The following is a 20,645-nucleotide window of genomic DNA, read 5'->3' on the forward strand; positions in this document are numbered from 1 at the left end:
TACTTGTTTGGATGATGCACTGTGCTGCCCGACCCTCACCCCGATGCCTCTACCGTTCAACCCGATTTGGCCCCCGCTGATTCAGCCGTGGAGCATCCGTTAGGGCAGGCTGATTCAGGACAGGCCAATTCGGGGCCGCCAGATTTAACCGCTAAACCGCTCGGCCCCGGCCTATTTGACGATGATCTATACAACGACGGCCCAGCTACTAAGCAGCGCACCGGGCTGAAGTGGATTGTCGCCTCGGGCCTGGTGCTGGTGCTGGGCCTGGGCGGCTGGTGGGGCTACCGCACCTGGCAGCGCCGCAGCGTTGACCCCATAGTAGTGACCACCGGCAGCCCCAGCCGCGACACCCTCGAAAACCGCGTCGATGCCTCGGGGGTAATGAGCCTGGGCAATCAGCAAACCCTCAAGGCCCCAGGAGATGTCACCGTAGAATCGGTGCTGGTAGAAGAACGCCAGCGGGTGGCGCGGGGTACGGTGCTGCTGCGGCTGCGCGATCGCGCCCTGGAGCAGCAGCTCAACGATGCCCAAATTGAGACCGAAATTCTGCAACTGCAGCGCCAGCGCCAGAGTGAGGTGCGCCAAGACCGCCAGCGCACGGTGCAGCGAGCCCAGGAGCGCCTGAGCGAGTCGCAGTCGCTGCTAGAGCAGGGGTTTATTTCAGAAGATGACTATGACCGCGATCGCAACGATCTCGAAACCGCCCAGTCAGAGCTGCGCGGTGCCGAAGTTGACCTACAGCGCTCCGAACTAGAAATTCGCCAAAACCAGGCCAATCTAGCCAACCTGCGTGCCCGCATCGCCGACAATGCGATCGTCGCCCCCTTCGATGCCGTGGTGCTCAACATTGACGTGCAGTCAGGAGACGGCGTGCAGAGCGAGGGCAACCTGCTCACCGTCGGCGACCCCGCCCAGGAGGTGGTGCTGTTCGACCTCATGACCCTTGACGCCAACAAAGTGTCGGTTAACATGCCCGTGCGGGTCAGCGTCATTGGTCCCAGCGCCGCCAGCTACACCGGACGGGTAATCAGCATTGCCCCCCAGGCCATTACTGACAGCGAAGACGGTGGCGGCGGTTCCCAGGCCATGGTCAAAGCCGTAGCCCGGCTCGAGCGCCCCAGCGGCGTGCTAATTCCCGGCAGCGCGGTCAGCGTCGAAGTTATTCTAGTGCAGCGCGAAAACGCCCTCGCTCTACCTACTAACGCCATTCAGCAAGACGGTGGCGAAGCCTACGTGTGGGTAGTCGACGCCGAAAGCCGCGCCCAGAAGCGCCCCATTACCACCGGCCTAGACACCCTAGAAGCCGTCGAAATTCTCTCCGGGCTAGAGGAGACCGATACCGTCATTCTCAACGCCCCACCCGACCAGCCCCTAGTCGAAGGCATGGCTGTTGAAACATCCTCCCCCGGTTCACCCCAAAGCGGCGATCGCCCCTCCCCCTAACGCCCTCCCTTTCCCCCTACGGGAGACGCTAGCGCGAACGACTCCGCTCAGGGACCGCCTTTCTCCCTACGGGAGACGCTAGCGCGTTGGCGAAGCCTGTCCACAGGACAAACGACTCCGCTCAGGGACCGCCCTCGACTCCGCTCAGGGACCGCCTTTCTCCCAACTCCCACCTACCCATCCACCCTCCCTCCCCTCCCCATGCCCCTCTCCCCCCTCGATCTCACCCTCACCACCCTGCGCGATGTGACCGGCAACTGGGTGCGCTCTGGCCTCACCGCCCTGGGCATTTTCATGGGGGTCGCCGCTGTCAATGCCACCCTCAACATTGACACGATCGCCAATCGGGTGCTGCAAGAGCGGTTAGAGGCCAGGGATAACCCCAACATCACGCCCTTTGTCTACGGGCGCGATCGCCCCCCGGTTGAGTTTGACGAGGCTGCGATCGCCGAAATTCAGCAGGCGGTGCCCGGCATTCTCAGCATTAGTCGCGTCACCCAGCTCTGGGGGTCGGAGGTGCAGTACCAGGGCACCGTAACCGACAGCCTTGACGCCTTTAGCGTGTCAGAAAACTACCAGCGCACCACCGGGCGACAGGTGCTGGCGGGCCGTTTTTTTGATCGCGAAGACTTCGATGCTTTTCGCCCCGTTACTGTAATCGATACCGTACTGGCGCAGCAGCTCTTTCAGCAGGCCCCGCCCCTGGGCGAGGGCATTTTTATCAACGGCACCCGCTTCACCGTCGTCGGCCTAATCGAAAACAAAGACCTCTACGGCAGCGAAGACGGCGAACCCACCGGCAGCCTCTGGGTGCCCGAACCCTACGGCGACCTGCTGCAGGGGCGCTTTCGCTTCGGGGGGCAAATTCAAATTGCCCTGCAAAATCTCGACGACTTTGCCACTACCCGCGACGCCGTTGAAGCTCAGCTGCAGCAGATGTTCCCTGGCTATGAGACCTACATTGGCGGCAATGTCGAAGATCTCTACGAGGAAGAGCAGCGCCAGCGCGCCTCCATTCGCGTTCTCAAGGCGGTGGGCCTGCTGGCCCTGGTCATTGGCGGCGTCGGCATCGCCAATATCACCATCGCCGCCATCATGGAGCGCACTCGCGAAATTGGCCTGCGCCGCGCGATCGGGGCCACCGACCTCGAAATCATGGCCCAGTTTATTGCCGAAGCCGCCCTGCTCAGCCTAATCGGCGGCACCACGGCGGTCGGCACCGTACACCTTCTGACCAAAGCCGCCACCACCACTATTTTTGAGGCCCCCTACGAGTTCAACTGGCGCGATGCCGCCCTATCAATGGGGGCAGCCTTTGGGGTGGGGGTAGGCGCAAGTTTCTTGCCTGCCCTACGGGTAACGCAGATCGACGTGGTGCAGGCGCTGCGGGGGGAGTAGGACTGAGCGGTGGCTAAGCGGCGTCGAAGCCAGCATTACAGAAAAAGCTTTTATATGGAGAAACGCTCGGTAGTTCCCTTCGACTCCGCTCAGGGAACGAGACAATCGCTGGCTGAGCGGAGTCGAAGCCCGGTGGCTGAGCGGAGTCGAAGCCCGGTGGCTGAGCGGAGTCGAAGCCCGGTGGCTGAGCGGAGTCGAAGCCAACGTCACTCCTGCTGATTAAAGCGAAAGTGGCTATTGTTCTGACAAACCGATAAGTCAGCGAGCTGATCCCAGGCACCCGCAATTAGCGCCTGCTTTTTCTTCCTGCTCCAGCCCTGAATTTGCTTTTCTCGATAGAAAGCTTGATCGATGCGATCGCACTCTTCTGCATAAACGAGCTTCACAGGTAGTCGTTTAGCTGTGTAGTTGGCTCCCAGTCCGTTTTGGTGTTCCCACAGCCGTTTTTCTAGATTCCAGGTGCTGCCGGTATAGTAGCTACCGTCAACACATTCCAGTATGTAGGTGTAAGGCATGGGTGTGGAGGCCGTTGGATCTGCTGCGATCGTGCCCGTTTCGTCGGCTAGATTCTCGCTAGGGCGAATTGCTCGCTGGTTCCCTTTTCCTAAAGGAAACGCTTCGCGAACGACTCCGCTCAGGGAACGCGATGATCCGCTGGCTGAGCGGAGTCGAAGCCAGCATAATTAAGTGTTTCGCCTGTAGAGAGAAACACCTAACGTTGCCCTATTCCTTTGTCTACATGTAAGCAAATTACTCGATGGTTCCCTTCGACTTCGCTCAGGAAACGCGAGACTCCGCTGGCTGAGCGGAGTCGTTCGCTTTGCGTCTCCCCAAGGGAGAAAGCCAGCATAATCAAAGAAATTCGGTTGTAGAAAGCAATGCTTCATGGTTAAGAGCATGAGAATTATGACGGTTCTAGTCTGTGAGGGGCTGAGGATGGGGTTTGCCCTGGGGCTGGTAGCCCTTGCCCTACCCGCTCTAGCAGAAACTTTACCGTTGGCAGAACCACCGTCAGAGGCTGAACCCGCGATTCCAGACAGGGGTGATTTAGGAGATGCTGAGATCGTCAACCTGACGCTGCCCGACCTGCTCAACCTCACCCTGGAGGGCAATCGCGAGTTGCGCAACCAGGCGCTAGAGCGAATTGTGCAACGGCAGCAGCTCTCCGCCGCCGAGCAGACCTTTAACCCTCGCTTCACCCCAACCATTCGGGCAGACGCGGCTCGTAGCCGGTTCAGTAACGGTGGTGATGCCACCGATGAAAGCTTAGGGTCGGTGCTGCTGGGGGGCGATCGCACCGACTTTGACCAGGAGGTGCGCCTCGATACCGCCCTCACCACCCGCCTGGGCACCAGCTTTGAGCTGGGCCTCACGCCCTTCGAGGGCGGTCAGGCGCTTCAGTTTCGAGTCAGTCAGCCGCTGCTGCGGGGCTTTGGCCGGGCCGTCAACGAGGCCCCGCTCAACCAGGCCCGCCTGGGCGAAACCCGCAACCAGCTGGCCCTGCGCGGCACCTTGATCAATACGCTGACCACAGCCATTCTCGGCTATAACGACTTGATCAATGCCCAAGCCCAGGTAGAGATTCAGGCCCAGGCCCTAGAACGGCGGCAGCGACAGCTAGAAATTTTGCAGGCTTTGGTGCAGGCGGGACGGCGCGCCCCCATCGACCTGTTCGACCCTGAGCGATCGCTAGCCGATGCCCAGCGCAACCTAGTCGAAGCCCGCAACCGGCTCGACCAGGCCAACAGCACCCTGCTCAACCTAATTGGCACGGACGCCGATCTGCGCTTTGTGGCTTCAGTAGATGCGATCGCCCAGCTCTTTACCGCCGCCGCCGCCCAGGTCGCCACCTATGAGTCTGAAGAATTAGTGGCGCTGGCCCTGGCCCAGCGCACTGACTACCGCCAGGCCCAGCTACAGCGGCAGCAGCAGGAGCTAGACCTGTTGGTAGCTCGCGACAACCTGCGCTGGCAGCTCAACGCCGTGGCCGATGGCACCCTGGGCGACAGCGATCGCAGTGCTGTCGGGCTGGTCGCCACGCGCACCTTTGGCGACCCCGCGCCCGAAACCAGCCGCGTCGCCAGCGACATTGCCCTGCAGCAGCAGGACAACACCCTGGCCCAGCTGCAGGATCAAATTCGCAACGATGTGATTGCCGGACTGAACGAGGCCCAGGCCAGCCTGCTCCAGGTGGAGGCCGCCGAGCGAGCCACCCTCAACGCCCGTCGCCAGCTCGAAGCCGACCAGGCCCAGTTTCGCCTGGGGCGCGGCGGGGTCACCCTGTTTCAGCTAATCAACCAGGAAGAATCGCTGGTGAATGCCCAAACCAACGAACTCGCCGCCCGCATTGCCTTTCTCAATACCGTCGCTCAGCTAGAGCAAACCGTGGGCATTACGCTAGAGCGCTGGGCAGGAGACATCGAGCTGGGGCGGGAGGAATGGGAGTAGGTGCCCTACCTTTCTCACCCACAAGGCGGCATGATTAGACATGTAAGCTTTTCTAACGTGAGGACCGTATGCTGGGGCGAATTCAACTGGGGCGCTTTAACCTGAGTCTGGTGCTGCTAGCGGTGGGAGGGGTGCTCACCATTGTGGGCTTTGTGGCCTACTTTCAAGACAACTCAACTCTTAACCTGGTCGGGTTTTTCTACGGCATTCCCGTGCTGCTGGGCGGGCTGGCGCTGCGGGCGGCGGAGCTAGAGCCTGCGCCCTACACCCAGCCCACTTCTCCCGATATCCTCAAGCTGCGCGAAGAGCAGGCCACCCCTACCCAAAACCAGGTGCGCCAGGATGTCACCCGCTACCGCTACGGCCAGGAGGCCCATCTGGATGTCGCCCTGCAAAAGCTAGGGCTGAGCCCGTCGGGGCAGGAGTGCCCTGAACTCAGCGGCCTCCATGAAACAGAACACGACGGCAGCTATGCCCTGGTGCTGGAGTTTGATTCGTCCACGGTGCCCTTTTCCACCTGGGTAGAGAAAAAAGCCAAAATCGAATCGTTCTTTGGCCCCAACGTGCGTGCCGAACTGAGCCAGCCAGCCGAAGACCAGGTCAATTTGGCCCTGATCACCCAGCTAGAACCGGCCACCCCTGCTCCAGTAGAAGCCTGATTTTCGCCACTGCCCTATGACTCGTCCCACTACATTGCCCCATAGTCGGCCCCAAGCCTGGGCTACGATTCGCGAAGCGTTTGGGAACCGACTCGGAACGAGTATCCGTCCCAGAATTGCCCCTGTTCTACGCTGCCTGGCCCTGGTTGCTTTCCTCTGGGGTCTAGCCGCCTGTGGTAGCCCGGCCCTACAGGCCAGCACCGACTATCAAACCGTTGCCCCCAGCCCCGACGGCATTGGCCGCGTGTATCTAGGTCGCGAAATTGCCCAGACCATGGGCCACCAGGGTGCGGGCTGGCTCGATCGCCCCAGTCGAGCGTTGCAAGAGCGGCCCCAAGCGGCGATCGCAGCCCTCGATCTAGCCCCCACTGATATCGTGGCCGATATTGGCGCTGGCACCGGCTACTTCGCCCGCCGCATCGCCCCTCTGGTGCCCCAGGGCAAAGTGCTAGCCGTCGATATTCAGCCCGAAATGCTGGCCATGCTGCAGCAGGAACTCGAAGCCAAAGGGATTGAAAACGTAGAGCCCATTCTCGGCCAGATCGACAATCCCAACCTGCCCCCAAGTTCAATTGATCTGGCGCTGATGGTCGATGCCTACCACGAGTTTGCCTACCCCCGCGAGATAATGCAGGGTGTGGTGGCCGCCCTCAAACCCGGCGGACGGGTCGTGCTAGCCGAGTACCGAGCCGAAAACCCGCTGGTAATGATCAAACGCCTACACAAGATGAGCGTAGCCCAGGTGCGCCGCGAAATGGCTGCCGTGGGTCTGGAGTGGATCAAAACTGACGACATCCTGCCCGAGCAGCATCTGTTGTTTTTTCAGAAGCAGGCTTGAGCAGCCCGTGTGAGACAATTAACAATTATTGCTGATCGTGATCCAAGGACGTCGACCCATGCTGAAGCGGCTGGCTACAGTGCTTTTAATTGTTTTCGCTGTTACCCTCCAGAGCTGTGTGGCCGGCGGCGGCGGGCTACAGGCCTACGCCGACCAGTACTCGGGCTACGAGTTTATGTACCCTACCGGCTGGGTTGAGGTCAACGTGCCTGGGGCCGCCGACGTCGTGTTCCACGACATCATTCACGAGACCGAAAACGTCAGCGTGGTGGTCAGCGACGTACCCGAGGGCAAAGACCTCGACGATCTCGGCACCCCCACCGAAGTCGGCTACAAACTCTCCAAGAGCTTTAGCGCCCTGGCGGGCAACGAGAGCAGCGTAGACCTGCTCAGCGCTCAGCGCATTAGCACCGCCGACGACAAGACCTACTACATTCTCGAATATCTGGCCGACCTGCCCGCTGGGCAGCGCCACAACCTGGCCAGCGCCATTGTGCGGCGGGGCAAGCTCTACACCTTCAACGCCTCCACCGACGAGGGCCGCTGGGAAAAGGTCAAAGACATGATGAAGCAGTCGGTGGCCTCCTTTAAGGTGTCGTAACTTTAGAAACCGGGTTTCTTGGCCTGACCCTCCTATTGTCCTGATTTATCTGAGTAGAAACCCGGTTTCTGACGACAGCCATGCCGACCTCTCCTCGCCCTCAATTCGTACTTGCCTCAGCCTCTAAGGGTCGCCGCCTGCTGCTGGTGGGGGCGGGCATTCACCCCTTTGTCTGCCCCAGCAACTTTGATGAAGACCAGGTCGCGCTCACGGCCCCGCCCAGCTACGTCGCCACCCTGGCCCGCTGCAAGGCCGAGTCAGTCGCGCCCCAGTTTTCTAGCGCGCTGGTGCTGGGCTGCGACTCAGTGATGGCCTTTCAGGGCAAAATCTACGGCAAGCCTGAGGATAGAGCCGATGCGATCGCCCGTTGGCAGGCAATGCGAGGCAACATCGGCGAAATTCACACCGGTCACGCCCTGATTGCCCCTAGCGGCATTACCCTGGTGCGCAGCGCCGTAACGCGAGTTTACTTTGCCGACATCGACAATGCCACCATTGAGGCCTACGTCGACTCAGGTGAGCCGCTAGCCTGCGCCGGAGCGTTTTCAATCGACGGCAAAGGCGGCATGTTCATCGAAAAAATTGAGGGCTGCCACACCAACGTCATTGGCCTCAGCCTGCCCCTGCTGCGGGTCATGCTAGAAGAACTGGGCTACCGGGCCACAGAGTTCTGGTAGGGTTCTTTTTACGATACTTTTTTCCGATACTATGGAGGAATGCTCAAAATTGGGCGGCCTTATGCTGGGGCTTGACGTCAGATACTCGTCTCGATGGGGTCGCAGGATGATAAGGTTTTTTGTTGTCGATTAATCCGTACAAAGAGGCGTTGGAGAACCATGAGCGCAGAGACTTTTGAAAAGGTCAAAAAGATTGTCAGCGAGCAGCTAGGGGTTGAAGAGGCTGACGTTAAACCCGAAGCTAGCTTTGCCAACGACCTGGGCGCTGATTCTCTCGATACTGTAGAGCTAGTCATGGCCCTGGAAGAAGAATTCGGCATCGAAATTCCTGACGAAGCGGCCGAGGGCATTGCCACCGTGCAGGATGCCGTTAATTTCATCGAAGAAAAAGCAGCAGCCTAGGCCGTTATTCCCAGGCCTTTCAGCCAGCGGATTGGGTTAGGGATTGAGAACTGGGGTGTCAGGTTCAAAGGATAAGGCAAGTCTGCAACCTCAAACCTGACCCCTCAAACTCTGCCCTAACCCACTGCCAACCCCCTTTAAAATTTCCCTGGTTTTACCCCACATTTGGTTATGGCAAACTCCGACTCAAAGCGCGTTGTGGTAACTGGCATGGATGCCATTACTCCCATTGGCAACAGTCTAGACGAGTACTGGGCAGGGCTGGTGGCCGGGCGTAGCGGCACCGATCGCATTACCCTCTTCGACCCGTCTCAGCACGCGTCGCAAATTGCCGCCGAAGTGAAAGGGTTTGACCCAGGCGAATTTCTTGACAGAAAAGAAGTCAAGCGCATGGACCGCTTCTCCCAGTTTGCGGTGATTGCGGGTCAGCGCGCCCTGGCTCACTCCGGGCTGGCCATTACCGACCTCAACGCTGAGCAAATTGGCACCTGTATCGGCTCCGGCATTGGCGGCCTCAAGGTGCTCGAGGACCAGCAGGAAATTTACCTGAATCGGGGGCCTAGCCGGTGTAGCCCCTTCATGATTCCGATGATGATCGCCAACATGGCGGCCGGGCTGACCGCCATTCATACCGGCGCTAAGGGGCCGAGTACCTGCCCCGTCACCGCCTGTGCCGCCGGGTCTAACGCCATCGGCGACGCCTTTCGGCTAATTCAAAACGGCTACGCCCAAGCGATGATCTGCGGCGGTACCGAGGCGGCGGTGACCCCCCTGTCGGTGGCGGGGTTTGCCTCCGCCCGTGCCCTCTCTACCCGCAACGATGACCCCACCACGGCCAGTCGCCCCTTCGACAAGTCCCGCGACGGCTTTGTGATTGGCGAAGGTTGCGGCATTCTTATCCTCGAAGAGCTGCAGCACGCCCTCAGCCGGGGGGCCACCATTTACGGCGAGATTGTCGGTTACGGCATGACCTGCGACGCCTACCACATGACGGCCCCCGTGCCCGGTGGCGAAGGGGCGGCCCGCTGCATTCAGCTGGCCCTCAAGGATGCTGGGGTGTCGCCGAGCGAGATTAGCTACATCAACGCTCACGGCACCAGCACCGGAGCCAACGACCCCACCGAAACCCAGGCCATCAAGACGGCCCTGGGAGAGGCCGCCTACAAGGTAGCGGTGAGTTCGACTAAGTCGATGACCGGGCACCTGCTGGGTGGCTCTGGGGGCATTGAGGCGGTGGCGACCTGTTTGGCGATCGCCAACGATGTGGCCCCACCGACGATCAACCTGCACGACCCCGATGTCGACTGCGATCTCGACTATATTCCCAACCAGAGCCGCCCAATGCCTATCGAAGTGGCCATCTCCAATTCCTTTGGATTTGGTGGCCACAACGTCACCCTGGTATTTAAGAAATACCGTAGCTAGAGCTACAGATTGGTAGGTATAATGACCTAAAGCGTGCCCCAAAAAATTGCCCATAGGAACCCGAGCGTTGTGCCTTGCCTAACCAGGGGGTATTGACAATCGTCTGGTTGCGGGGTCTGCTGAAAGGCAAAGGCAATGTGTGTGGTGTCTTGTGTGTGGCCTTGATTTACTCAGGCCGATGACCGTATTAGCCCCTGGGCTACCTCTAGTGCTGCGTGCTGCTCCGAAAACCCGTCGTTAAGCTGTTGAACCTATGGCTGTTGCAACCCAATCCCTGGAAGAACTCTGTATTAATTCCATTCGCTTTTTAGCGATTGATGCGGTGGAAAAGGCCAAGTCTGGCCACCCCGGTCTGCCGATGGGCGCTGCTCCTATGGCCTACGTGCTGTGGGATAAGTTCATGCGGTTTAACCCCAAAAACCCCTACTGGTTTAACCGCGATCGCTTTGTGCTGTCGGCGGGCCACGGCTGCATGCTCCAGTACGCCCTGCTCTACCTGACCGGCTACGACAGTGTGACGCTGGACGACCTCAAACAGTTCCGCCAGTGGGGCGCTCGCACCCCCGGCCACCCCGAGAACTTCGAGACCCCCGGCGTCGAAGTGACCACTGGCCCTCTGGGTCAGGGCATCGCCAACGCCGTGGGTCTGGCCATGGCCGAAGCGCACCTAGCTGCCAAGTTCAACAAGCCCGACTGCACCCTGGTTGACCACTACACCTACGTGATTTTGGGCGACGGCTGCAATATGGAGGGCGTCTCTGGCGAGGCCTGCTCCCTGGGTGGTCACCTGGGTCTGGGCAAGCTAATTGCCCTCTACGACGACAACCACATCTCCATTGATGGCTCGACCGATATCTCCTTCACCGAAGATGTGGCCAAGCGCTTTGAGGCCTACGGCTGGCACGTGCAGCACGTGGAGAACGGCAACACCGATTTGGATGCGATCGCCAAGGCCATCGAAACTGCCAAATCGGTCACCGATCGCCCCTCGATGATCAAAGTCACCACCACCATCGGCTACGGTTCGCCCAACAAGCAAAACACGGCCGGCGTTCACGGCGCAGCCCTGGGCGGCGACGAGATCAAGCTCACCCGCGAAAACCTGGGCTGGAGCCAGGGCGAGTTTGAAGTGCCTGAAGACGCCCTCAACCACATGCGCAAAGCGGTCGAGCGCGGCGCTAACCTCCAGGCCGAGTGGGAAGAAACCCTGGCCACCTACCGCAGCAAGTACGCCGCCGAAGCGGCTGAGTTCGATCGCATGCTGGCGGGTAAGCTGCCCGAGGGCTGGGCCGACGCGCTGCCCACCTACACCCCCGAAGACAAAGCTCTGGCCACCCGCAAAAACTCTGAAGTCACCCTCAACGCGCTGGCTCCGGCTATCCCTGAGCTAATCGGCGGCTCCGCCGACCTCACCCACTCGAACCTGACCGAGCTGAAGATCTCCGGCAGCTTCCAGAAGGGTGCCTACGAAAACCGCAACCTGCGCTTCGGCGTTCGCGAGCACGGCATGGGCGCGATCTGCAACGGCATTGCCCTGCACAATTCGGGTCTGATTCCCTACTGCGCTACCTTCCTGGTGTTTGCCGACTACATGCGGGCGGCCATTCGCCTCTCGGCCCTCTCCCAGGCGGGCGTGATCTACGTTATGACCCACGACTCCATTGGTCTGGGCGAAGACGGCCCCACCCACCAGCCGGTGGAAACCATTGCCTCCCTGCGGGCCATCCCCAACTTGATCGTGATTCGCCCCGCCGACGGCACCGAAACCTCGGGGGCCTACAAGATCGCCGTAGAGCACCGCAAGACCCCGACGCTGATGGCCTTTAGCCGTCAAAACCTGCCCAACCTGCCCGGTTCTTCGATCGAAGGCGTGGCCAAGGGCGCTTATATTGTTGACGACTGCGACGGCACCCCCGACCTGATCCTGATCGGCACCGGCAGCGAGGTCAGCCTCTGCGTCGATGCGGCCAAGGAACTGCGGGCAGCGGGTACCCAGGTGCGGGTGGTCTCTATGCCCTCCTGGGAACTGTTTGACGCTCAAGACGCTGCCTACCAGGAGTCGGTGTTGCCCAAGGCGGTGACTAAGCGACTGGCGGTAGAAGCGGGTATCACCATGGGCTGGTGCCGCTATGTGGGTGCCGAAGGCGACGTGATTGGCGTCGACCGCTTTGGGGCTTCTGCCCCCGGCGGCCTGGTGATGGAGAAGTTTGGCTTCACCGTGGAAAATGTGGTGAGCCGGGCTAAGGCGCTGCTGGGCTAACGGTCTAGCTAGTTAATGTGTGAAAGGGGGGCGATCGCCCCCCTTTTGTTTTAGCTTTGCTACCTGATTGACTGGCGAAAGTTCTGCTGTAGGTTGGTATTGAGCGAAGCGTTCGCGTTGGCGAAGCCGCCCCTTTGGGGCTAGCGTCTCCAGAGGAGAAAACTCAATACCAGTAACGGTTTTGTTGGGTTAGGCTAACGCTAACCCAACCTACAGCAGCTTCAGCAATTCCTAATCACTCATGTAGGAGCAATTATGTCACTTCCTTTGATTTTGCAACCGGGTGAAGGGCAAACAGTACAAATCCGCACCAGTACTTGCACCTTCAAAGCAACAGGCCAAGAAACCCACGGGCACTTTGGTCTGTTTGAGTTTGTGATGGAACCTGGAACTGATGGCGCTAGCCCTCACATTCACAAAGAATTGACCGAAGCGTTTTATGTGGTGGAAGGCAATGTCGAACTTGTTTTGGGCGATCGCCGCATTGTTGCCGAACCGAAAACCTTCATTCTCGTACCGGAAAATACACCGCACGGATTCTCTAATGCTGGACAAACACCAGCAACACTGCTAATTCTGTTCTGTCCAGCAGATTCACGGGAGCAGTATTTTGAGGGACTGGCTGAACTGACCAAAGACGGACGAGAACCGACTCAAGCAGAGTTACTCGATTTAATGCAGCAGTTTGATCAATATCCGGCGACTAATACTGATTCTTAAATCGATAATGGCTCCTCAGGCCAATCACCGATGAATTGATTCCGCTCCGTTATGGAACAAAAAGACGACCAACACCCATCCAGGTTTCAATATCCAGCAGGATTTCGAGGATACGGTCAACACAACGGTTTCGGTAGACTCGATCTGCTAAAAATCGATCAGCGTCTGCAATTGTAATAACAGGGAAGGAATCTAGAGTATTTTCTTCTCGAAGCACTTGTTCTAGAGAGTCTTCGCCTTTCATGCTTCGGTTGGCCGTTAGCAAAATCATCTTATTTGACTGAGCAGTTCGCCAAACAACGCGATCGCTACTATCGATAGGTAAATTCATCTCCTTAAAGGTGATGAAACGGATCGAGACAAGCTCTAACCAACCTTGACTCGCAATATTGCCCAGTAAAATTTCTGCATGTCCTCCCAAGTTGTGATCAACCAGAAAATTCATGCTTCTAGCTCATGCTTAGCTTTCTGGGCTCGGAGTTTTTCCCAAAGAGCATCTCGACCTGGTCTGGGTTGCGTTGCTCCAAGACGAGCAACATGCTCACGGTTACGTTCCTCCCAATACTGCCGATTTTCCTCAGATTGCTTTAGAACAAGCTGATATTCTTCTTCGACTTCAGAACGATTTGCTTCAATGTAAGATAAAGCAGCCTTAATCTGTTCCTCTGTTAGGTCAAACAAGGCGCGGATGAATTTTGGAGGGTACTGAGCCGTCACGTAGTCCATCACATCGTAGAGGGTGATGCGTGTACCAGAAATTGTTAGCCCTCGTTCTGTACGGATGATGGCTGGTTGGTTGTGGGATACTGAAGTCATATCCATAGCCTCCGAAGCCACGTAGGAAGTAATACTATCGTAACTTACAAATCTACATTGGCTAGATCCCCCCTGCCCCTATATTTAGGGGGTTAAAGCGTGCACCTTAGACAGTGAGAAACTGGGGGGATCTATAGCTGAGTAAATATGTATCTCACTCAATCGGGAACCGCCATAACAGATAAAGCTAGACTTCGCAAATCATAATTACAAATTCTTCCTCAGTACCGGTTTTAATAAACTTCCCGATCTGCTCAAATCCCACTTGCTCCCAACTCGTTGCGCCCGCTTGTTAAATTCCGCGATCGCCCCCCTTTTGCCTTAGCCTGCTATACTGCTTTCCTCCTTACTCGGAAAGAACAGATTGATGTTTATGGTGGAATGCCTAGCGGTGCAGTTGTGCGACGGCAAACACCCACCGACAACCTTTGCACCGTCCGCACCAATGAGTGTTAGGCGGCTTTAGCGACTATAGGGTTGCTCCATGCTCAAGCCTGAGATGACTTGGTAGTGCTTCACATTGAAAGTGCAGAGGGTTGAGTTACGCCCAACGGCACAGGCAGCAATCAAAGCATCAATCAATCCAACCTTGTGAGACAGATGATAGGCTGTAAAATCAGATAGAGCACGAGCGCAGTCAGTTTCGGTCGGCCAAACAATGGCCAATGGCGCTACAAGCTGTAGAACTTTCCGCACCTGTTGCTTATTTTGAGCATCCTGAATTAATTTCATCACCACAAAACCTGGGATGCTCGGCAGATCTGAGAGCGAGGCAAACCAAGTCAGTGCTGGCCCGTAACCACGCTGAATGTCGATCATGACATCAGTATCAACTAAATACATTCGCTGCCTAAGCTTGCTCACGGTGTTCAGCCTGGTCGCGCAATCGGCGGGCGTACTCCTGACTGTCAGCAATATCAGGTCGAGAGTTGATCACCCCAACGCTTTCCCAGTAGGCAACGAGATCTATCCCCGTTTTGGGAGGATTTTGCAGAAAAGGACGAAATGAGAGAACACGCAGAATGTATTCCGACAAAGGCAATTTAAGCTGGGAAGCCTCAGCAGAAAGCTCGTTCTCTAACTCTGAGGGTAAATCTAAAGAGATAGTCATAGCACCAAGCTCCGATGTACCGTTCGTCTAACAGATAAAGCTAGACTGCATAAATCATAATTACAAATTCTTCCTCAGTACCGGTTTTGACAAACTTCTCTATCTGCTCAAATCCTACTTGCTGCCAAACTCGTTGCGCTCGCTTGTTGAGTTCCGCGATCGTTACTCGGCACTTCTGTGCTTTATATTGGTTAGCTCCGTACTTCACTACGGCTTCAGCATAGTGCTTGCCCTGTCCCTGACCAACTAAGTCTGGGCGCATTCCCATGCCGATGTCGAGGGCTTCAGTGCAGTAGTCTCCGCCTGGCACTTGGCCATCTGCTCCGAAAGAGCAATAGCCTTCGAGTTCTTCGTGCACATTTAAGATTGCATAAAAAGCATTTTTGGGGTCAATTAGATAACATAAGCCTGCTTGGATAGTATTAATATCAAAGTTGTAAGAGTCATAGGGGGGAAGGTAACGCCAACGAAGAATTGATAGTGCGTGTTCTTTCTCGAGTCGTCGAAAGGAAAATTTCATTTCGAATTCCCGATTAAAACTGTTTGAGAGAAAAATTTCCTATCACAAGATTGCGGCCTAACAGTTCGCTTGAGCGCCTGCAAACAGCCTTCGCAATTCACTAAGATCTTTTGGCGATCCGCTTCAAGCGAGTTGTTAGCCCATAGAACTCCTGAATCAATTGATGAATAAGACATTATCAATGCAGTTTAACCAGTTAGGTTTGGGCTATCAACTGTGAATGTTTGTGCCAAGTGCTTAAGAGTATCAATTTGCTCTGAGGCAGTTATTGTCCTACCATCTACCCAATCAGATGGAGGCACAGAAGGATTTAGCTTTCCAAAAGCTTGAAGGCAATGTGAGTAGGCAACAGCCGCCTGAAGTCTGTAGCTTCCTATAAATTTTCCATCATTACCAAGGAACGACCACGCAATAATTTCTTGCTTAATCCCATTCAAAAGAGCGATAGCTAGTTCTTCTACATCGTTTATAGTCAGATCAAAATGATGCTGATTAGCTGGATAGAAGTCCAGATTATTTTCAGGAGTAAAGTCGTAATAAGTAGTTTTAGGAAGACAGGATATTGGGATAATTAAGGAACCACGTGTACAACTAGATTTCCGTTTAGAACCTCTACTAGAACGAAAGTTACTTTGAGACATACCTTCTGCTACAACAGCGAGAGCATGTCCACGATCTAGAGGATCAAGAGTAGCTGAACTGTAGACTGATATACCCGAATCTGCTCCGTCCAAAACACATTGAATCACTCTACCAACTAGTTCTTGATCCCAACTTTGATTGCGATGATGAATCGCCTCATTAACTATAGTAATGAAATCAACACGATTCCTACAAAGACGCACAAAGTTTTCAGGATAGAGCTTGCCAGACTTTAAACTTTTAGCTCTCCCAAAAGATGTATAAATTTGCTGCAAGAAGTCAGGAAATGAAGACATCATCAACTTAGAAGCTCACTTATGCCTCTAACAAGTTGCGAGTGAGGTAATTCTTGAGTAGAAAGTATTTGAGATAGAATATCTCCACCCAGAGTTCCACCACATGTAAGCAGAAAAATTGATGCCGTTTGAGCTAAACGTTTATCAGTGGATTTTAGAAATAAACTAACAGAAGCAAGCAAGCTATCATTACCAGTTGAAAATTCTGCATCACTAAGAGCCGCGATTAGAATTTGGGCACTTGTGGAAGGGATAGCTTGAATATAACCAGCAAAAAATGTTTGATATTCATGAGAAGCATCCATTAACCACTCCGTCATCAAACTTGAAGTCTCGTATAAATTACTTTCCCCCTCTTGAACTTGAGAAAGTTTGTCAAGGCATTCCCTAATCTTATAGGGAACACTATTTAGAGTTAAAAATTGAACTGAGGGGAATGTAGACGTCCCCATTTCTTGCAAATACTGAAAGCTTGCTACACCTTTGTGCAGAAATATTCTGTGAACAGCTTCATTTTGAAGAATTCTTCTGTCAATTGAACTATGATCAACTGAAGCTTGAAAATACTCTTCAAATATCGAGGAGATGTCATCTGTAAGAGTTGGCGAGGCAAGAGAAAAGAATATTCTTTTAGATTTTTCCTTGCTTTCATGCAAGGGGTTTAGGTTGGAGAGCTTGTTGTAACTCTTCTGTGATGCACCAGCGGAAGAAGTTTCCTGCTTCTCGGTTAAATTGGTCGAGAAAGTGAGTGACATCATTTATCTCCGTGTTGTTTTCAGTATAAAAATCAGCATCTATCAAATAACCTAATTCATCGGATTCATCTTTCCGAGCAAGACCATACCGAACCCGTAAGACTGCATCAGCATAATCAAGACGACAAGCGAACACTGATAATGCTTCAGTAAAATCATACTCTGGCAAATTATCAGCGACAAAAACTCCTAATACAGGAGGCTGAAGCAAGCTTCGCCAAGAATGCTGTGTTAATTCAAGTTCCGAGCGGATAATTAAGTCTTGATAACGTAATCCAACTCTAGTGAAGTGTGAAGGAGAGTAGCATTTAACTAATAAGTTGATAGCAGAATCTAAACGAGATCTAAAGTCTTCCCACTTCTCATAATCCATTGTTGAAAGAGCGATGAAATCACTAGACAAGACAAGTTTCCACTTTCCTTCTTTATCAAGAAATTCATAAGTCAATCCTTGACCCATCACTATAGGAGGTGAGTTAGTCTGAGGATTTGACAAAAATGGTAGCTCTATAGCACGAGAGGTGTTCAAAGTTGGATACTCAGCACGAATTTCTTCCTGAAAATCAACCGGAACTTCAGTCTCAATCCGTAGAATTTTTGGAAAGCGAAGTTGGCAAATTACCTCTAAAAGAGGGTTCCGGGAATACGTTACACGTTGAGACTCAGGGAACTTCATGTATTATCAAACACTTACTACTATGGTTTCCATATCAAGAAAGGTGGAACAGTGTGCTTTTTGACCCGCATATATACTCACTAGCATACAGGGTATGACCCGCTAGATTAATTATCTTCGTTGCATTACCCTTATGGCAACACCTGATTCTAAGCTCTTAGCAGCTAACTAAGACCCCTCGTTATATGCTGCCAATGCAGCAATTTGGCTTATCTCAATCCAAAAAAATATAATTTCTTGTTATAAATCCTTCAGTCGCTAGCTATTGCAGATACGAGGAGTCAGAGGCAAACTATGTATTGAGTGTCAGATCTGCTGGATAAGCCCCGTTCTCTCCAAAATTATCTGGCAGATCCACTAGATAATGCTTGAATCTTAAAGAATTAAACATCATTTCTGCTCGATAAGCCCTTAACGTCTGGGTGTTATCCAGCATTTTTGACAGTTAACTCTGGGCATTAGGAGTATTATCCGTCAAATGTGCTGGATAAGCCCTTAATTTGGGGTGTTATCCAGCAAGCCCTCATTAGTGTGCTAAACAAGGGCTAAGAGCTGAGTTATCAACTGTAACCAGTTCTCCGAGAACGCATCCCCCACATGCGAGCTTAACCGAAGGCTCTCTGGAGTTGGCTCACCGTCAGCAAACCCTGAACTGCAAAGTAGCCCATACGGTTGTACTTTGGCCCCGCTTCTGGCACGTTAGTAGTGCGGGGAATGATTTTAGGCGGAGAAGAGAGGAGTTCGCACCTCCTCTCTTCTCCTGAGTCATCCCAACTTAGTCACGGTAAGCTGGCGATAACCTGGAATCATTCTAGGCTCTAGCGTCTTATTACCTGCAATGGGGACAGCTAGACTCGTTCCCCGTTTTCTTTAGCGAAAACGGAGACCCGTATGTTTTTAGAACCCACCTCGGGGGATGAGTCCCCCGTACCATTCACCCTACCCTACGACTTCGCTCAGGGCAGGCCCACCTACCGCCAAGAAACCCTGCGGCACATTCTGCTGGGTGACTACGGCGCAATCACCGATGCCATTAGCCAACTGGTGGCGCTGGGCTACAGCGATCGCGTCGCCTGGTCAGACCCCATTCCCACCGGGCGCAGCGGCGAGTACGTCGCCGTAATGACCCGCAGGCGTGGGATGTGATCGTAGGGCGATCGCCAATAAAATAGGCCTGTAGGGGTTTAGCATGCTAAACCCCTACAGGCCCTACAGGGTGCCTGATTATGAATCGGGGCTTACCAAATCCGATTTCGGATCAGACAGCGATCGCCCTCTTTTCCCCAAACCGCTATGACGCAAACCCTGCCCATTCCCCCCTTCTTTGACCCCGCCAAGGTCGGCGAAATCTGGCCCGTACCCTACCAGCAGCGGGCCACCGACGCTAAAGCCTGGGCCGCCACCCACAACATTGCCCCCGCCAGCGACGACAGCTGCCGCCTCTGCCTGCTGCTGATCGATGTGCAAAACACCTTCTGCCTGCCCGGCTTTGAGCTGTTTGTGGGCGGGCGATCGGGCCAGGGGGCCGTCGACGACAATCGCCGCCTGGGTGAGTTTATCTACCGCAACCTGGGGCAGATCACCAGCATTACCGCCACCCTCGACACCCACACAGCAATGCAGGTGTTTCACCCCTACTTCTGGGTCGATGCCGAGGGCAACAACCCGCCGCCAATGACCCTGATTCACTACGACGATGTGGTGCAGGGCAAGTGGCGGGTCAACCCAACCGTCGCCGCCAACCTTACCACCCCCCGCGACCTGCAAGAGTACGCCCTGCACTACACCAAAACCCTGGATGACCGGGGCAAATATCCCCTCACCATCTGGCCCTACCACTCCATGCTGGGGGGCATTGGCCACGCCCTGGTGCCCGCGATCGAAGAAGCCTGCTTCTTTCATACCATCGCCCGCCAGAGCCAGACGCGCTTTGAACTCAAGGGCAGCAACCCCCTGACCGAAAACTACTCGGTGCTCAGCCCCGAGGTAATGGAGGATGGGCAGGGAGAGGCGATCGCCCAGAAAAACACCCCCCTCATCCAAACCCTGCTGGAGTTTGACGCCGTGGTTATCGCTGGCCAGGCCAAGAGCCACTGCGTCGCCTGGACGGTCGCCGACCTGCTCAGCGACATTCAGGCCACCGACCCGGCGCTGGCTCAAAAGGTTTACCTGCTCGACGACTGCGCCTCCCCGGTGGTCGTGCCTGGGGTAGTCGATTTTACCGACCAGGCCGAGGAAACCTACCAGCGCTTTGCGGCGGCGGGCATGCACCGGGTGCAGTCAACTACCGCGATCGCCGACTGGCCCGGGGACATTTAGCGTTACCGTAGCGTAACTGTCCCCTGAGCGAAGTCGTTGGCGCAGCCGCCCCAGAAGGGCTAGGGGATGTCTCGGGTAAGTTTTGGCTTTCTCCCTTTGGGAGACGCAGAGCGAACGACTTCGCTCAGCCAGCATAATCGCAGGGACACTTATGCCAAAGCAGCAGTCAATTTAGTTAGGCACTTTAACAAGCGTGATTCTCTGGTAGGGGCATTGCATGCAATGCCCCTACGCCGCACCTGCCCTTACTAAGGGGACTTAGAACTCAGCGACTGTGTACCTCACTCCATTGAGAATCGCTACACCCCCCTGGCTTCAACACCTGTAAATTCTCAAAAAGCGTTTTCAAAAATGAATGAAAAATGAATTGAGGCCAAATTTTCTAAATAGAATGTCTGTAATTCTGCTGACGGCTTGATGCCGAAACAGTGGTATCATGCTACTCATTGAAGGGGAGTAGCTTTAGGCTTTTGAGCCTAATCACCTGAGTCAACACACTGGCGATGAGCCTGGTTCAGGTGGTGAACTGTCACTTTTTAGATCAAAAAAGCGGCCATTCGCAAGCGAGACCTTCACTAAGTCCACAGCAGATGTGGGCTTGGTGGGGTCTTTTTAGGTGTCCACCATGCCCACTCA

Annotated in this window: 22 protein-coding genes; 13 read left to right on the top strand and 9 right to left on the bottom strand. The window is 55.0% G+C overall.

Annotated elements, in window-relative coordinates; genetic code table 11:
• Positions 1–21: 21 nt before the first annotated feature.
• Together IQ265_RS02955 and IQ265_RS02960 are read left to right on the top strand one after the other, a co-directional pair.
• Complete coding sequence (locus IQ265_RS02955) at positions 22–1,446, top strand: efflux RND transporter periplasmic adaptor subunit (RefSeq protein ID WP_194050714.1); 1,425 nt, start codon at positions 22–24, stop codon at positions 1,444–1,446.
• A 201-nt stretch (positions 1,447–1,647) separates the two neighbouring features.
• A complete protein-coding gene (locus IQ265_RS02960; RefSeq protein WP_194050715.1) occupies positions 1,648–2,844 on the top strand; it encodes an ABC transporter permease in 1,197 nt (398 codons plus the stop codon).
• Between the two features lie 206 nt (positions 2,845–3,050).
• On the opposite strand, the gene IQ265_RS02965 is transcribed toward IQ265_RS02960, so the two are convergent.
• Positions 3,051–3,359 (bottom strand): GIY-YIG nuclease family protein, encoded by a 309-nt coding sequence (locus IQ265_RS02965; protein WP_194050716.1) that lies wholly within the window; start codon positions 3,357–3,359, stop codon positions 3,051–3,053.
• A 391-nt stretch (positions 3,360–3,750) separates the two neighbouring features.
• Here IQ265_RS02965 and IQ265_RS02970 point away from each other — a divergent pair, with 391 nt between their 5' ends.
• The 9 genes from IQ265_RS02970 (at position 3,751) to IQ265_RS03010 (ending at position 12,874) form a co-directional block, all read left to right on the top strand.
• Complete coding sequence (locus IQ265_RS02970) at positions 3,751–5,292, top strand: TolC family protein (RefSeq protein ID WP_194050717.1); 1,542 nt, start codon at positions 3,751–3,753, stop codon at positions 5,290–5,292.
• Positions 5,293–5,360: 68 nt separating this feature from the next.
• On the top strand, positions 5,361–5,951 hold the full coding sequence (locus IQ265_RS02975) for a DUF2854 domain-containing protein (protein ID WP_194050718.1): 591 nt from the start codon (positions 5,361–5,363) through the stop codon (positions 5,949–5,951).
• A gap of 16 nt (positions 5,952–5,967) precedes the next feature.
• Positions 5,968–6,789, top strand: coding sequence for a class I SAM-dependent methyltransferase (locus IQ265_RS02980; RefSeq protein WP_228037528.1), 822 nt, complete (start codon positions 5,968–5,970; stop codon positions 6,787–6,789).
• A gap of 58 nt (positions 6,790–6,847) precedes the next feature.
• Positions 6,848–7,390, top strand: a complete 543-nt coding sequence (gene psbP, locus IQ265_RS02985; RefSeq protein WP_194050719.1) for a photosystem II reaction center PsbP — start codon at positions 6,848–6,850, stop codon at positions 7,388–7,390.
• 80 nt (positions 7,391–7,470) lie between these two features.
• Positions 7,471–8,067, top strand: coding sequence for a Maf family protein (locus tag IQ265_RS02990; RefSeq protein ID WP_194050720.1), 597 nt, complete (start codon positions 7,471–7,473; stop codon positions 8,065–8,067).
• A 159-nt stretch (positions 8,068–8,226) separates the two neighbouring features.
• Positions 8,227–8,469, top strand: coding sequence for an acyl carrier protein (gene acpP / locus IQ265_RS02995; RefSeq protein ID WP_106867565.1), 243 nt, complete (start codon positions 8,227–8,229; stop codon positions 8,467–8,469).
• A 171-nt stretch (positions 8,470–8,640) separates the two neighbouring features.
• The gene (fabF, locus tag IQ265_RS03000) at positions 8,641–9,894 is read left to right on the top strand and encodes a beta-ketoacyl-ACP synthase II (protein ID WP_194050721.1); all 1,254 of its coding nucleotides are present in this window, start codon (positions 8,641–8,643) and stop codon (positions 9,892–9,894) included.
• 253 nt (positions 9,895–10,147) lie between these two features.
• Positions 10,148–12,154, top strand: a complete 2,007-nt coding sequence (gene tkt / locus IQ265_RS03005) for a transketolase (protein WP_194050722.1) — start codon at positions 10,148–10,150, stop codon at positions 12,152–12,154.
• Between the two features lie 255 nt (positions 12,155–12,409).
• A complete protein-coding gene (locus IQ265_RS03010; protein ID WP_194050723.1) occupies positions 12,410–12,874 on the top strand; it encodes a cupin domain-containing protein in 465 nt (154 codons plus the stop codon).
• Between the two features lie 49 nt (positions 12,875–12,923).
• On the opposite strand, the gene IQ265_RS03015 is transcribed toward IQ265_RS03010, so the two are convergent.
• The 8 genes from IQ265_RS03015 to IQ265_RS03050 all read right to left on the bottom strand — a co-directional run bounded on the left by IQ265_RS03015 (position 12,924) and on the right by IQ265_RS03050 (position 17,690).
• Complete coding sequence (locus tag IQ265_RS03015; protein WP_194050724.1) at positions 12,924–13,319, bottom strand: ACP S-malonyltransferase; 396 nt, start codon at positions 13,317–13,319, stop codon at positions 12,924–12,926.
• The gene (locus IQ265_RS03020) at positions 13,316–13,690 is read right to left on the bottom strand and encodes a DUF433 domain-containing protein (protein ID WP_194050725.1); all 375 of its coding nucleotides are present in this window, start codon (positions 13,688–13,690) and stop codon (positions 13,316–13,318) included. The genes IQ265_RS03015 and IQ265_RS03020 overlap by 4 nt, the downstream gene beginning before the upstream one ends.
• Before the next feature lie 462 nt (positions 13,691–14,152).
• Positions 14,153–14,533 (bottom strand): PIN domain-containing protein, encoded by a 381-nt coding sequence (locus IQ265_RS03025; protein ID WP_194050726.1) that lies wholly within the window; start codon positions 14,531–14,533, stop codon positions 14,153–14,155.
• Between the two features lie 7 nt (positions 14,534–14,540).
• Positions 14,541–14,801, bottom strand: coding sequence for a hypothetical protein (locus IQ265_RS03030; RefSeq protein WP_194050727.1), 261 nt, complete (start codon positions 14,799–14,801; stop codon positions 14,541–14,543).
• A gap of 40 nt (positions 14,802–14,841) precedes the next feature.
• A complete protein-coding gene (locus IQ265_RS03035; RefSeq protein ID WP_194050728.1) occupies positions 14,842–15,321 on the bottom strand; it encodes a GNAT family N-acetyltransferase in 480 nt (159 codons plus the stop codon).
• A 188-nt stretch (positions 15,322–15,509) separates the two neighbouring features.
• Entirely contained in the window at positions 15,510–16,259 is a 750-nt protein-coding gene (locus IQ265_RS03040) for a hypothetical protein (protein ID WP_194050729.1), read from the bottom strand.
• Positions 16,260–16,261: 2 nt separating this feature from the next.
• Positions 16,262–16,915 (bottom strand): hypothetical protein, encoded by a 654-nt coding sequence (locus IQ265_RS03045; protein WP_194050730.1) that lies wholly within the window; start codon positions 16,913–16,915, stop codon positions 16,262–16,264.
• Positions 16,908–17,690: a TIGR04255 family protein gene (locus IQ265_RS03050; protein ID WP_194050731.1), complete on the bottom strand. Its 783-nt coding sequence runs from the start codon at positions 17,688–17,690 to the stop codon at positions 16,908–16,910. The genes IQ265_RS03045 and IQ265_RS03050 overlap by 8 nt, the downstream gene beginning before the upstream one ends.
• Before the next feature lie 891 nt (positions 17,691–18,581).
• Here IQ265_RS03050 and IQ265_RS03055 point away from each other — a divergent pair.
• Both IQ265_RS03055 and IQ265_RS03060 read left to right on the top strand, forming a co-directional pair.
• Entirely contained in the window at positions 18,582–18,836 is a 255-nt protein-coding gene (locus IQ265_RS03055; RefSeq protein WP_194050732.1) for a hypothetical protein, read from the top strand.
• Positions 18,837–18,983: 147 nt separating this feature from the next.
• Positions 18,984–20,009, top strand: a complete 1,026-nt coding sequence (locus IQ265_RS03060; RefSeq protein ID WP_194050733.1) for an isochorismatase — start codon at positions 18,984–18,986, stop codon at positions 20,007–20,009.
• Positions 20,010–20,645: the final 636 nt, after the last annotated feature.

The organism is Nodosilinea sp. LEGE 06152 (assembly GCF_015207525.1).
Taxonomy (GTDB): domain Bacteria; phylum Cyanobacteriota; class Cyanobacteriia; order Phormidesmidales; family Phormidesmidaceae; genus Nodosilinea.